Source organism: Marivita sp., from assembly GCF_020055635.1.
Taxonomy (GTDB): Bacteria; Pseudomonadota; Alphaproteobacteria; order Rhodobacterales; family Rhodobacteraceae; genus Marivita.
Genome location: NZ_JAIPUT010000005.1, coordinates 43,199 through 55,235, shown reverse-complemented (window position 1 = coordinate 55,235; position 12,037 = coordinate 43,199). Strand labels below are relative to the sequence as shown.

Genomic DNA, 12,037 nt, shown 5'->3' with positions numbered 1-12,037 from the left:
CTGGCTGCCTGGAAAGAGAGCTTATGCAAAATCAAACGCTTCTTCTATTGGGCGCGGCCCATGTCCACCTCGCCGATCACCTGCGCCATGTCGAGGATCGGGGCTGGCGCATCGGCGCAATCCACGATCGTGACACAGAGCGTCGTGACAGGCTTTGCGCCGACCTGAACGCAGAGCCGCTCGACAGCCTCGAGGCCATCGCCCAGACAGGATGCGTCGGTGCGATCGTGTGCAGCGAAACCGCGCATCACGAAGCCGATATCTCGGCCGCGCTCACCGCCGGGTTGCCCGTTTTTTCCGAGAAACCTCTCGCCGCAAGCGCCGACGCCGCGCAGCGATGTGCCGACCTGGCCGAGGACAAGGGCATCCTTTTGCACACCGGCTACTTCTTTCGCACGAATACCGCCTTGAAGCAGCTCAAATCGGCCCTGGAGGACGGAATGATCGGCCGGATCATCGACGCGAGGATGCGCTTTTCACACGATGGCGGCTATGCCGACTGGCTGGATCTGGACTGCTGGATGACCGATCCGGCGCTTGCCTGCTACGACGGGTTTGTCGACGAGGCGGTGCATGTCATCGACATGCTGCAATGGCTCGTCGGACCCATCTCGGCAGGGCACGCGGTGACGGGAAACGCGTTGGGCTGGCCACTGGATGATCACGGCGCTGCTGCGGTCACGTTCGAAAACGGCGCAACAGGCGTGGTCGAGGCGGGGTGGACCGACACCACCATGCGGCTTGAAATCGCGCTGGTCGGGGAAAATGGCGCGGCGCAGCTGGCGGATGGCGATCTGACTGTCATCAAACGCGGCGCAGACACTCCGGCGCTCACGGCAACGATCCCGCCCCTGGACGCAGGCGAAGGGATCGAGCCCTTTCTCGATGCGCTGGAGGGAAAGGACACGGTCGATCTTGTGCCGCCTAGGGCGGCGGTATCCGTCAACGCGCTTCTGGACGCCATGGCCCTGCGGCGGTGCTGAGGGGAACTGCCCGAAGACCGGAACGTTGACCGCAAAATCCTGTATCGCAAGAAAGGACCGTCCACCATGGATTATGGATTGAAGGGCAAGACCGCGCTTGTAACCGGTGGCGCATCGGGCATCGGTCGCGCGACGGCACAGGCGCTTCTAGAGGAAGGGGCCAATGTGATCGTCGTCGACCTCAGGGGAGATGCCGTGGCCGAAGCAGCCGACGCCCTGGGCCGGAATGCCAACGCCCTGCAAGCCGATCTGCGCGCGGCCGACCAGGTCAAGGGCTTGGGCGCGACGGTCGAAGAACGGTTCACCATGCCCGACATCGTGGTCTGCGCCGCAGGCGTGACAGGTGCGAAGGGTCATCCGCTGGAAATGAGCGATGGCGCATGGAACGAGGCATGGGAGACCGATTTCATGTCGGTCGTCCGGACACTCCGGGAATTTGTTCCGACGATGGAGAAACGCGGCTGGGGCCGCGTTGTCATCGTCTGTTCCGAAAACGCGATGCAGCCCTATTCCGACGAAGCCGTCTACAACGTGGCGAAAGCGGGTCTCTTGAACTTTGCCAAGGGCCTGAGCCGCGTCGCGGCCCCCAGTGGCGTTCTGGTGAACTGCGTCTCACCCGCCTTCATCGAGACGCCGATGACCGATACCATGATGGACAAGAAGGCCGAGGCCGAAGGCGTCAGCCGGGACAAGGCAATCGAGAGCTTCTTGCAGGAAGATCGCCCGCATCTCGAACTCAAACGCCGGGGACGGCCCGAGGAGGTCGCGGCAACGATCGCATTTCTGTGCTCCGAGAAGGCGAGCTTCGTCGTCGGATCGAACTACCGCGTGGACGGCGGATCGGTCGCCACGATGTCGGTCTAGACATTGGCGACCGCCAGGAGGCGCGACGGAGGGGAACCCTGAAGCGTCTTAGCTGCCGACGATCATCCCGCCGTTGGGATGGAGCGTCTGGCCGGTGAAGTAACTGCCATCCTTGCACGCCAGAAAGAGGTAGGACGGCGCCACCTCCCAAGGCTGGCCTGGCCGTCCCATGGGCGCGTGCTTGCCGAAGCCTTCGACCATGTCGGCCGGCATGGTGCCAGGGATGAAGGGCGTCCAGATCGGCCCGGGTGCCACGCAATTGACGCGGATATTGCGGTCGAGAAGCTGACTTGCGATCGACCGTGAGAACGCGGTGATCGCGCCGCGCGTGGCGGTATAATCCACAAGCTTGGCATTGCCCTTGAACGCGTTGACGCTCGCCGTGTTCACGATCGCGCTGCCATCGGGCAGATGATCCAGCGCCGCCTGGGTGACGAAGAACTGGCCCATCACATTGCTGTCGAAGGACCGGCGCAACTGCTCTTCCGTGATGCCACGCAAATCGGTTTCCAGGAACTGCTGGGCGGCGTTGTTCACCAGGATGTCGAGCGTGCCGAAATGCTCGGCAATTGCATGGACGGCTCTCATCGCCTCGTCGCGATTGCCGATATCGGCCCTGACCAGATGACATTTGCCGCCCTCGTCCTCGACGATCTTGCGGGTGTCCTCGGCGTCGTGATCCTCATGGAAATAGATGATCCCGATATCGGCGCCTTCCCTGGCGAACAGCGCGGCCACCGCGCGACCGATACCACTGTCGCCGCCGGTGATCAGCGCGATCTTGTCCTTCAGGCGTCCGCTGCCGGGATATCGCGGGTGCCAGTCCGGGGCGGGCTCCATCCGGTGTTCGTCGGCAGGCATGGACTCCTGATGTTGGGCGGGAATGTTCACTTCTTGGCTCATGACGTCTCTCCTTCGTTTCCGAAGGATTAACGGACGGTCTCTTCGCGCGTTCCATGCTCCACCTCATTGCGCACCTGGCCCCAGGCCAGCAGCGTGAAGATCGCCGTTCCGCCGGCAACGTTGCCAGCCAGAACAGGCAGGAAAAAGCCCGTGACAGCGGGGACGAGGCCCAATTCACCGCGCAGCATCAGGAAGGCCATTTCGACCGAACCCGCCACGATATGCGGGAAGTCTCCTGCGGCGATAAGATAGGTGAAGGTGAAAACGATGAAGAACGCGTTGCCCTGCGCTGACGGCATCATCCAGACGACGGCTGCAATCAGAACCCCGGCCGGAATCGCGCGAATGAAGCCTTCCAACGGATCGAAATCCACCGCGTGAAACGACAGCCCGGTCAACGAGGCCCGCAGGTCGGCATCGACGACGTTGGTCAGCCCCAGAAAGGCCGCCGCGATGAATGCGCCGACAACGTTGGCCGCCAGCACGACCGTCCAGAGCCGGACCATCAACAGGATGCAGTCCCGATCCGGCCGGGCAACCACCGGCAGCACCGTGGTGATGGTGTTTTCGGTGAAAAGCTGCATGCGACCGAATACGACCACGATGAACCCGATCGTATACCCCATGTTCTCGATCAGGAACGTGCTGGGACGTTCAGGGTCCAGATGCGTCCGCAAGATGGCTTCGGCGAGAACCGACAGGCTGATCAGGATGCCGGCAGCCGTCCCCGAGAAAACCAGCGACGGTGCCGGGCGGCGCAATTCCTCTTCGCCATCGCGCCGGACGACCTCGTAGATCAACCGTGCCGACAGCCGTGTCGCCTCGGTGACGGATTCCTCTTCCTTTTCGTGACGAACGGCGTCCGCGTCTTCTTCGGCAATGCGCTGTCCAATTTTATCTGGTCCAAATTTCCGTGTTGGGTCGGCCATGGCTGCCGGTCCTCGCGTTAAGACAACTTGTTGGATTGATGAGGTTCCAACGATCCGCGCGCGATCTTTGTTCCGATACCGGCACGCGGCCATGCCTGCGCATTTCCCCTCCGAAGCGGGAAACAATCTTCGAGGTTGCGCGTTCGACTGTACGGTCCCAGGAAAGCTGAAAGGTGGTCTCATGGCTGACGAACCCCCCCTCCCCACCCGCCGGGCATTGCTCAAGATGATCGGGCTGACCGCCGGGTCCGGCACAATGCTGAACGCCATGGCCAGTCTGGGCCACGCCCGTCAGAGCCCGTACACCGGACCGCCCGATCTTTCCGGTGCCCCGGATGGGCAATCCGTCGTCGTTTTGGGGGGAGGACTGGCGGGCATGTGCGCGGCGCTGGAACTGCGCAGGGCAGGATATGATGTCACCATTCTGGAATATCAGAACCGTGCCGGCGGCCGATGCTGGACGCTGAAAGGCGGCGACCAGATCGAAGAGCTTGGCGGCTACCGCCAGGATGTCGAATTCTCGGACGGGCAATATATCAATATCGGTCCGTGGCGGATTCCGCATCATCACCTCGCCGTGCTGGATTACTGCCACCGCCTGGACGTGCCGCTCGAGGTGTTCGTTCAGGAAAACCACAATGCGTATCTTCACTCCGCCAATCATTTCGATGGCAAGCCGATCCGCTATGGTCATGCTTGGGCCGACTATGTCGGTCAGATAACCGAACTGCTGGGAAAGGCCACCAACAAGGGCGCGCTGGACTCGAACCTGACGCAGGAGGACACCGAAATCCTGCTGGAGTCGCTGAAATCCTTCGGCATCCTCGACAAGGATTACCGGTATACGGCAAGCCTCGATATCGCGGAATACCGGGGCTATCCCGATGGCAGCGCCCCCGGTGGCGGGCTTTATGACGCCGCGCCGGAACCGTCCGAGCCGATTGCCTTGAAGGACCTGCTTCAGTCGCGCTTCTGGCAATACATGCGCAACCACACGACCTACCGCCACCACGCGCCGATGTTCCAGCCGGTGGGCGGCATGGAACAGATCGCCAAGGCTTTCGAGCGGGAAGTCGGTGACCTTATCCAGTACAACGCCCAAGTCACCCGCGTGATGCAATCGGAAGACAGCGTGACGGTCGAGTACAATGCCGCCGACGGTCAGGGCGAAGGCGGGCAGATCACCGCGGATTACTGCGTCTGCACCATCCCCTTCACCATCCTGAGCCAGCTTGACGTCGACGTGTCGCCCGAGTTGCGGCAAGTCATGCGCGCCTTGCACTACTACGAAGCGGTCAAGGCCGGTCTTGAATTCAAGCGCCGGTTCTGGGAACGCGACGAACAGATCTACGGCGGGATCACCCTGACCGATCTTCCCATCGCCGAAATCGCCTATCCGTCAAACGAGATGCATTCGAGCGGGCCAGGGGTTCTTCTGGGCGCGTATGTGTATGGCCCGCATGCCTATGCCTACAACTCCATGTCGCCGGAAGAGCGCCTTGAATCCGTGCTCGAATATGGCGCGCAGATCCATCCTCAATACAGGGATGAATTCACCACGGGCGTCGTGCTCAGCTGGCACCGCGTGCCATGGATGCTGGGCTGCTATTCGAACTGGGATGAACGCGGGCGTGACTACGAAGTCGCGGCAACGATGGACAACCGCTTTGTCTGCGCCGGAGAGCATATCAGTTACCTGCCCGGATGGCAGGAAGGGTCGCTTCTGTCCGCCCTCGACGCCGTGCGTCAGATCCACGAACGCGCCACCACATCTCAGTAAGGAGGCAGGAACCTATGTTCAAACGTTCCGCATTCATCCTGGTCCTGACGGTCGCACCGATGGTCTCGGCTCAGGACAAGGCCCCGTCGAAGGCACCGGGTTCCGAGGAACTCGGGGCGACGACGGATGTCTTCACACAAACCGACGGCGAAACGATCTACGGAACAGCGTGTTCGGGATGCCACGGGCCGGGCGGCGGCGGAGCGTTTGGCGCGGCGCGATACCCGGCTCTTGCGGGCAACGCAAAGCTCGAGGTCGCGCGCTATCCCGTCAACCTGGTCGTCGAGGGCAACGGTGCCATGCCCGCATTCGGCGATTGGCTGGACGATGAACAGGTTGCCGCAGTGGTGTCCTATATCCGCACCGCTTTCGGCAACGATTACACGGACGAGGTTTCCGCCGAAGACGTGGCGCGGATGCGCGAGGATTTCGCCGACCTGGATGAAGGATAATCCGATGCGCCGCTTTCTGACACTTGCCCTGGTTCTGGCGTTCGGCTTCGGCGTCGAAGCGCAGGACTTCTCGAACCCTGTCGGCACGTCCGACAATGATCAGTCTCCGGACGCGGGCACCCTCGAACGAGGTCGCCTCATTGCCGCCGGGGGTGCCCAGCAAGGCGGGGTGGAGATGAAGTGCATGGCCTGCCACGGGCGCAGCGGGCAAGGCGGCGGGGCGGCGCCGATGCTGGCCGGGCTGCCCTGGTCCTATCTTGCGGATCAGCTTGTCGCCTATCGCAAGGGCACGCGCGAAAGTCGCATCATGTCCGAGGTTGCATCGCGACTGACCGCCAGTGAAATCCGCGCGGTGACCGCGTGGTATGCCTCGAAATCCCCATCCTCGGACGCCGCCGATCCAGAGGCTGACACCCGCCTGCTGGAACGGGGTGGAGCCTTGGCCCGGGCCGGATTGCGCAGCGGATCCGCAAGTGCCGAGATGACGGCCTGCGTCATGTGTCACGGGCAGGATGCGATGGAGAGCGGCACCGCGGTTCCGCCCTTGGCAGGGCAGTCCGCCGACTATATCGCCAGCCAGCTTCGCGCGTGGCAGAACGGAACTCGGCACAACGACCCGTTGAACGTCATGCGCGAGATTGCAGAACAGCTGAGTGCCGATGACATCGAAGCTGTCGCAGCCTATTATGCAAATCTGCCACCGCAATCGGATGAAGAATGACGGGACCGTTCTTCAGCGTTCGTCAAACGAGAACTGCCTCGTCATGTCTTGTCTGAACTGCCCATCCGACCCGGCGATCATCCGGGTCACCGTGCATTGGCGCTCTTCGATATCGAGAATCGCGAAGTCATTTTCCTGACCGCGCAACCGTGTCGACAGACCGGTTCCGACATGCACCTGCAGAATGCTGCCGCCGGTCCGGGCGACGAAAGGTTCGGCGTACCAGCGATGAAGGTGCCCGGTCAGGATGGCATCGACACCGCTGTCGGCAAGCTCGTGCAGGGCCGTTTCGGCGTTCGGCATGAGCTCCTTCTTCGTCTCCGGCGATTGCTGGAACGGATGATGCGCCACAAGGATGCGCGCACCCTTGAACGCACCGAAATTTTTGCACACCTCTTGCAAGTGCCGGCGCCGCAGATGGCCGCGCTGCCAGGCAAAGGGCCAGGCGGTATTCAGGCTTTGCACAAGAACCCCGTCCGTACGGAACTCGGGCCGCAGGCACCGGCTGATATGGCGCTTGTACCCGGCATAGGGCCACAGCAGGCGCGCGGCCAGGTTGTAGAGCGGGACATCATGATTGCCGGGCACGCACAGCCACGGTGCAGGCAGACGATCAAGAAACGCCCGCGCCGCACGAAACTGTGCGCGCCGCGCGCGTTGGGTCATGTCTCCGGACACGACAACCAGATCGGGCTTGGCCGTGGCGATGGCCTCGTGCAACGGCGCGATCAGCGTTGCGTCATCGCGACCGAAATGCAGGTCCGAGATATGAACGATGCGGGTCACGAGTCGGCTTTGGGCGCGATCAACCGAAGCGGCGTTGCATGACGTTTGATGACAAGCGGGGTGTCCATCTGCATCTTCTCTCCGTCGCACGCGACGAGCACATCCGGTTTCTCCGGCTGGATCGTGATTTCGTCCGCCGTATACAGGTCATAGTCGGGGCCCTTCGCCGCCTTGCCCCACGCCAGCCGCCACGCGGTCCGCAGCAGCGCCCGCCGGCGCACCCGCGGCGCCACCAGCATTGCAAAGGATCCCTCGCGGGGGGCCTCGACGCCGGCAAGATCGAACTCCTCGAGCTGGTAGGCACTGGCGGCCACAAACGCCAGCGGAGTGCGCAGGCGATGTTCGGCACCGTCCAGTTCGACCGCCAACCTGAGCGAGCCAGGACGTCGCGCAAGAGTTTTCAGCACCGACCAATAGGCCGCCGGTCGCGAGCGACCGAACCGGTCATACACGTCTTCGCGCGCGCGCAGGATCGAGGGATACAGCCCGATGCTGACATTGTTCAGAAAGACCCGACCATTGACCATGCCCAGCGCAACCGCCTGTTCCGGTCCTCGAGCCAGGTTTTCCGCTGCGTGGTCAGGGTTTTGCGGAATGCCGTGGGCGCGTGCGAAATAATTGAAGGTGCCCATGGGGATGACTCCAAGGCGCGCCCCCGCGGCATGGCACGGTCCCGCCAGAGCAGCGATCGTGCCATCCCCGCCAGCCGCCACGAGCGTCTCGGCTCCTTGATCCAGAAGCCGCTCTGCACAATCCGACAACGACTCGCGGGCTTTCGGGGTCACCACGTCAGCCACGAGACCCGCCGAATCCACAGCCCGGCGCAACTGCGCAATCCTGCTGTCACTGTCAGCCCCGTCGCCTGCGTGCCTGTTTACGATCACGTGCATCATGCCTGTTTCCCTTCCCGCGCCTAGTCGACAACGCCGCGCGACTTGCCCATGTTCCTCAGTTCCGCGACGGAACTGCTCGGGTTGGCTGGTGTTGGGTTCACACGCATCCGCACTTTCGCAGGAGAACCGATGCCAGCCGATCCGTTGGCGAACCGCACAATGATCCGGGACGTTCTGCGCTGTCTCACGGCGGCAGCGGCCTGTCTTGTCATGCTGGCATGGTGCAACGCGGCTTCGGCACAGGAGACGTCGGAAACCTGGTACGAAACCGACCGCATCAATGTCGGGCTCGAAGATCCACATCCGACCGGGATCGACCGGTCCTCGCCGCGACAAGCCCTGCGCGGCTTTGTGAACGCCACCCAGCAGGGCGAATACAGCCGTGCCGCGCATTATCTGAACCTGTCGGACCTGCCACCGGATTCCCAGCAGGACCGCGCCCCCGAGATCGCTCGCAAACTGGCGTCCATATTGGCCCGACAAGTCTGGATCGACTGGTCCGCGCTGCCCGCGCGACCCGATGCAATGATCGAAGGCTCTCCGGATTCCAACGCCCGCGCGGGGCAACCCCGGCGCAACCTGATCCTCGGAACGCTCGAGACCCATGCGTCCGCCTATGACTTGCGCCTTGGTCGGTACAAGCCCGCCGACGCCCCGGCAGTCTGGCTGTTCACGCCGCAAACGGTCGAGAACGTGGCAGCGCTCTATGATGCGTTCGGCCCGCGACGCTTCGAAAGCTGGATTCCGCAAAGCCTGAAGAGCGATTTCGCAGGTCTCTGGCTCTGGGAATGGATTGCGTTGCCTCTGTTGGCCGCCGGTCTTTTGCTGCTGGGTCTGGCGGCACGGACGGCTGCGCTCTCGCTGTCCCGGAAGTCCAGCCGGCCATGGCTGAGCAACGGTCTTGAACGCAGTGGGATGCCCGTGGCGATCCTCATCATGGCGGGCGCGACCCAACTCATCCTGAGCCACGTGATTTCGTTCTCCGGCCCGGTTCAGGCCGTCCTGCGACCGACCTTGATCATTCTGATGGTTTGGGGTGTCGGGATGACCGCCCTTCGACTGCTCGATGCGGTCCTGCATCGCGTCACGCTGCGATATGTTGGCGACATCGACGACAAGCGGGGGGCCGATGAGCGCGAATTGTTGACGTCGATCTATGCGCTGCGGCGCCTGATCGTTCTGATCATGGTCGGACTTGCCGCGATCGTGGTGCTTGCCGAGTTGAACCTGTTCGAAAGCATTGGCCTGACCTTGCTGGCCTCGGCCGGTGTGCTGACCGTGTTGCTGGGCATCGCCGGTCAGGCTGTGCTGGGCAATATCCTCGCTTCACTTCAGATCGCCTTTGCCAAGCCCGTCAGGATCGGCGATTCCGTTCTGTTCGAAGGCGATTGGGCATATGTGGAATCGATCTTCTACACCTTTCTGCGCCTGCGCACCTGGGATCACCGGCGGATCGTCGTGCCGGTCACCTATTTCGTGTCGAAACCGTTCGAAAACTGGTCCGTCGCCGAGGCGCGCATGATGAAGGTCATCGAACTGTGGCTGGATCATCGCGCCGACGTCGCTGAATTGCGGTCCTATTTCGACAAGCTGGTGCGAGAGGGATCGGACATCTCGGATTCCGAAAGCGCGATCACCTACGCCGTGGATCAGAACGCTGAAGGTCTGAAGATCAGTTTCTACGCGATGATGGATGACCCCTCGACCGGTTGGGCGGCGCAGAGCCGACTGCGCGAAGAGCTCATGGCTTATATCCGCGATCACCATCCAGACTGGTTCCCGCGCGAAAGGGTGCAGGAGGTGCCTCAACCCGACGCGACCGACCCGGAATCGGGAAACCGAAGCACAAAGCTGAGCGTGTCCGGATCCGGCTAACCCGAAAAATTCTTAAAAAACGAACGAGAATGGAGCGATAAAGACATGGCGACAGGAGCCACGACACGAACGAAAGCCCTGATGCAGGCAATCGAACTGCGCTGGCTGGTCTTTCTGGTTGCCCTTGTCTGCGCCTTCTGGGCGCTGGCGGAACTGGCCGACGAGGTGGTCGAAGGATCGACGCGCAATCTTGACCGCGACATCCTGCTGGCCCTGCGCACACCAGGAGATCCTGGCGATCCCATCGGGCCGGGATGGATCGAGGAAATGGGGCGCGATCTCACGGCTCTTGGAGGCGTGGCGGTGCTGACGCTCGCGACCGGGCTGGTGGCGCTTTATTTCCTGATGCGGCATCGGATCAGTTCGATGCTCTTTCTCCTGTCCGCTGTCGGTGGCGGGATCGTCTTGTCGGGGATCGCGAAAGAGTTTTTCGACCGACCCCGCCCAGAGCTCGTGCCGCATGGATCCATCGTGCATACGGCCAGTTTTCCCTCCGGTCATTCGATGATGGCGGCGGTCGCGTATCTGTCCCTCGGCGTGCTGATCGCGCGGGTTCAGCCACAGCGCCGGTTGAAGATCTTCATACTTGCCACCGCCGTGCTTCTGACCCTGCTTGTCGGTGTCAGCCGTGTCTATCTTGGCGTGCATTGGCCGACCGACGTGCTGGCTGGATGGCTGGCCGGTGCGGCATGGGCCGCGATCTGCTTTGGCGCGGCGCAGGCCCTCGCGCGGCGCGGCCGGATCGAACCGGACGGGTGCGATCCCGACTGACCTGTGCGGCACTGCCTCACGCCGTTTCTACCCACGCAAAGCACCTCTTGGAACTGCGCCCTGAGGCGGGGCGTTTTCCGGAATATTGGAGACCGACATGACCCGAGGCCGCGATGCCAGACATCCGCTCTCCCTGCCAAGATCCGGGTGGCTGGACATTCTTGCCCGCTGCTGGACACGGCTTGGCGAACTGCATCTGGGACTGATTTCGGCCGGCATCGCCTTTTTCGGCATCCTGTCGCTGGTCCCGGCCTTTTCGGCGATCGTGGCGCTGGTCGGGCTGGTTTATGATCCCGTGATCCTTGCCGAGCAGACACGTGGGCTCTTTTCCTCGATGTTTCCGCCCTCGGCTGCTGATCTGATGTCGGCACAATTGACCGACATCGCGGACACGGCAGAGGAATCCCTCACCTTTGCGGCGGTGATTTCCATCGGGGTGGCGCTCTGGCTGGCGTCGAACGCCACCGACAGCCTCATGCAGGGGCTGGCGATGATCTACGAGGAAACCGAGACCCGCGGTTTCTTCAAGCGCTGGTTGGTCGTCATCGGATTGACGATTGCCCTGATCCTGGCGCTGTGCCTCACGGTCCTCATCGTTGCGGCGCTTCCGACAATCGCGGGCCAGGTCGCCGCCGGCCCGCTTGCCAAGACCGCGGCGACAGTCCTGCGCTGGCCGCTGATCTTCCTCGTGGCGGTCACGGGCGTTGCAACCCTGTTCCGGCACGGGCCGAACCGGCGCAAGGCGCGCTGGCGCTGGCTTTCGCCCGGGGCCGTGCTGGGATGTACGCTCTGGGTCGCGGCCACATTCGGCTTCAGCTACTACGTCCAGACCTTCGGAAACTACAACGAGGTTTTCGGAACCCTCGCCGGTGTCGTCGTGCTTCTGACATGGTTCTGGCTGTCGGCCTTCATCGTGCTGCTCGCCGCCTTGTTCGACGCAGAAACCGAGGCGCAGACGGCGCAGGATTCTACGATTGGCCCGGACCGCCCGATGGGACTGCGCGGAGCCACCAAGGCCGACACGTTGGGGGCCGCCCGTGGCGAAGAAAAGACCCGCTCCACGGCCTGACCCGCGTCGGC

General features: G+C 62.7%; 12 protein-coding genes. 8 read left to right on the top strand and 4 right to left on the bottom strand.

Annotated features, from left to right (window positions below; genetic code table 11):
• Positions 1 to 23 precede the first annotated feature (23 nt).
• Both LCF60_RS04190 and LCF60_RS04185 read left to right on the top strand, forming a co-directional pair.
• Positions 24 to 983 carry a Gfo/Idh/MocA family oxidoreductase gene (locus LCF60_RS04190; protein ID WP_292289868.1) on the top strand — a complete coding sequence of 320 codons (960 nt, stop codon included), beginning with the start codon at positions 24 to 26 and terminating at the stop codon, positions 981 to 983.
• A 66-nt stretch (positions 984 to 1,049) separates the two neighbouring features.
• Positions 1,050 to 1,847: an SDR family oxidoreductase gene (locus tag LCF60_RS04185; RefSeq protein ID WP_292289866.1), complete on the top strand. Its 798-nt coding sequence runs from the start codon at positions 1,050 to 1,052 to the stop codon at positions 1,845 to 1,847.
• Between the two features lie 48 nt (positions 1,848 to 1,895).
• Here the strand turns inward: LCF60_RS04185 and LCF60_RS04180 are convergent, their stop codons facing one another.
• Both LCF60_RS04180 and LCF60_RS04175 read right to left on the bottom strand, forming a co-directional pair.
• Positions 1,896 to 2,750 carry an SDR family oxidoreductase gene (locus LCF60_RS04180; protein WP_292289865.1) on the bottom strand — a complete coding sequence of 285 codons (855 nt, stop codon included), beginning with the start codon at positions 2,748 to 2,750 and terminating at the stop codon, positions 1,896 to 1,898.
• Between the two features lie 26 nt (positions 2,751 to 2,776).
• Entirely contained in the window at positions 2,777 to 3,679 is a 903-nt protein-coding gene (locus LCF60_RS04175) for a formate/nitrite transporter family protein (RefSeq protein ID WP_292289864.1), read from the bottom strand.
• A gap of 181 nt (positions 3,680 to 3,860) precedes the next feature.
• On the opposite strand from LCF60_RS04175, the gene LCF60_RS04170 reads away from it, so the two are divergent.
• From LCF60_RS04170 to LCF60_RS04160, 3 genes are read left to right on the top strand one after another with little or no spacing between them, the layout of a single operon-like run.
• On the top strand, positions 3,861 to 5,459 hold the full coding sequence (locus LCF60_RS04170) for a flavin monoamine oxidase family protein (protein ID WP_292289863.1): 1,599 nt from the start codon (positions 3,861 to 3,863) through the stop codon (positions 5,457 to 5,459).
• A 14-nt stretch (positions 5,460 to 5,473) separates the two neighbouring features.
• Positions 5,474 to 5,911, top strand: a complete 438-nt coding sequence (locus tag LCF60_RS04165) for a cytochrome c (RefSeq protein ID WP_292289861.1) — start codon at positions 5,474 to 5,476, stop codon at positions 5,909 to 5,911.
• 4 nt (positions 5,912 to 5,915) lie between these two features.
• Positions 5,916 to 6,632, top strand: coding sequence for a c-type cytochrome (locus LCF60_RS04160; RefSeq protein WP_292289859.1), 717 nt, complete (start codon positions 5,916 to 5,918; stop codon positions 6,630 to 6,632).
• Between the two features lie 12 nt (positions 6,633 to 6,644).
• Here LCF60_RS04160 and LCF60_RS04155 read toward each other — a convergent pair whose 3' ends face one another.
• Both LCF60_RS04155 and LCF60_RS04150 read right to left on the bottom strand, forming a co-directional pair.
• Positions 6,645 to 7,418 carry a metallophosphoesterase gene (locus tag LCF60_RS04155; protein ID WP_292289858.1) on the bottom strand — a complete coding sequence of 258 codons (774 nt, stop codon included), beginning with the start codon at positions 7,416 to 7,418 and terminating at the stop codon, positions 6,645 to 6,647.
• A complete protein-coding gene (locus tag LCF60_RS04150) occupies positions 7,415 to 8,311 on the bottom strand; it encodes a diacylglycerol kinase family protein (RefSeq protein ID WP_292289857.1) in 897 nt (298 codons plus the stop codon). Before LCF60_RS04150 ends, LCF60_RS04155 begins: the two co-directional genes overlap by 4 nt.
• A 129-nt stretch (positions 8,312 to 8,440) precedes the next feature.
• Here LCF60_RS04150 and LCF60_RS04145 point away from each other — a divergent pair, with 129 nt between their 5' ends.
• The 3 genes from LCF60_RS04145 to LCF60_RS04135 all read left to right on the top strand — a co-directional run bounded on the left by LCF60_RS04145 (position 8,441) and on the right by LCF60_RS04135 (position 12,026).
• Positions 8,441 to 10,186 (top strand): mechanosensitive ion channel domain-containing protein, encoded by a 1,746-nt coding sequence (locus tag LCF60_RS04145; RefSeq protein WP_292289856.1) that lies wholly within the window; start codon positions 8,441 to 8,443, stop codon positions 10,184 to 10,186.
• 45 nt (positions 10,187 to 10,231) lie between these two features.
• Positions 10,232 to 10,957, top strand: coding sequence for a phosphatase PAP2 family protein (locus LCF60_RS04140; RefSeq protein ID WP_292289854.1), 726 nt, complete (start codon positions 10,232 to 10,234; stop codon positions 10,955 to 10,957).
• Between the two features lie 97 nt (positions 10,958 to 11,054).
• Positions 11,055 to 12,026 carry a YihY/virulence factor BrkB family protein gene (locus LCF60_RS04135; RefSeq protein ID WP_292289852.1) on the top strand — a complete coding sequence of 324 codons (972 nt, stop codon included), beginning with the start codon at positions 11,055 to 11,057 and terminating at the stop codon, positions 12,024 to 12,026.
• The last annotated feature ends 11 nt before the right edge of the window (positions 12,027 to 12,037 follow it).

Bases quoted from the DNA above. Each gene is read 5' to 3' on its own strand.
- LCF60_RS04190 (WP_292289868.1), top strand. From the start codon at position 24: ATGCAAAATCAAACGCTTCTTCTATTGGGCGCGGCCCATGTCCACCTC.
- LCF60_RS04185 (WP_292289866.1), top strand. From the start codon at position 1,050: ATGGATTATGGATTGAAGGGCAAGACCGCGCTTGTAACCGGTGGCGCA.
- LCF60_RS04180 (WP_292289865.1), bottom strand. From the start codon at position 2,750: ATGAGCCAAGAAGTGAACATTCCCGCCCAACATCAGGAGTCCATGCCT.
- LCF60_RS04175 (WP_292289864.1), bottom strand. From the start codon at position 3,679: ATGGCCGACCCAACACGGAAATTTGGACCAGATAAAATTGGACAGCGC.
- LCF60_RS04170 (WP_292289863.1), top strand. From the start codon at position 3,861: ATGGCTGACGAACCCCCCCTCCCCACCCGCCGGGCATTGCTCAAGATG.
- LCF60_RS04165 (WP_292289861.1), top strand. From the start codon at position 5,474: ATGTTCAAACGTTCCGCATTCATCCTGGTCCTGACGGTCGCACCGATG.
- LCF60_RS04160 (WP_292289859.1), top strand. From the start codon at position 5,916: ATGCGCCGCTTTCTGACACTTGCCCTGGTTCTGGCGTTCGGCTTCGGC.
- LCF60_RS04150 (WP_292289857.1), bottom strand. From the start codon at position 8,311: ATGATGCACGTGATCGTAAACAGGCACGCAGGCGACGGGGCTGACAGT.
- LCF60_RS04145 (WP_292289856.1), top strand. From the start codon at position 8,441: ATGCCAGCCGATCCGTTGGCGAACCGCACAATGATCCGGGACGTTCTG.
- LCF60_RS04140 (WP_292289854.1), top strand. From the start codon at position 10,232: ATGGCGACAGGAGCCACGACACGAACGAAAGCCCTGATGCAGGCAATC.
- LCF60_RS04135 (WP_292289852.1), top strand. From the start codon at position 11,055: ATGACCCGAGGCCGCGATGCCAGACATCCGCTCTCCCTGCCAAGATCC.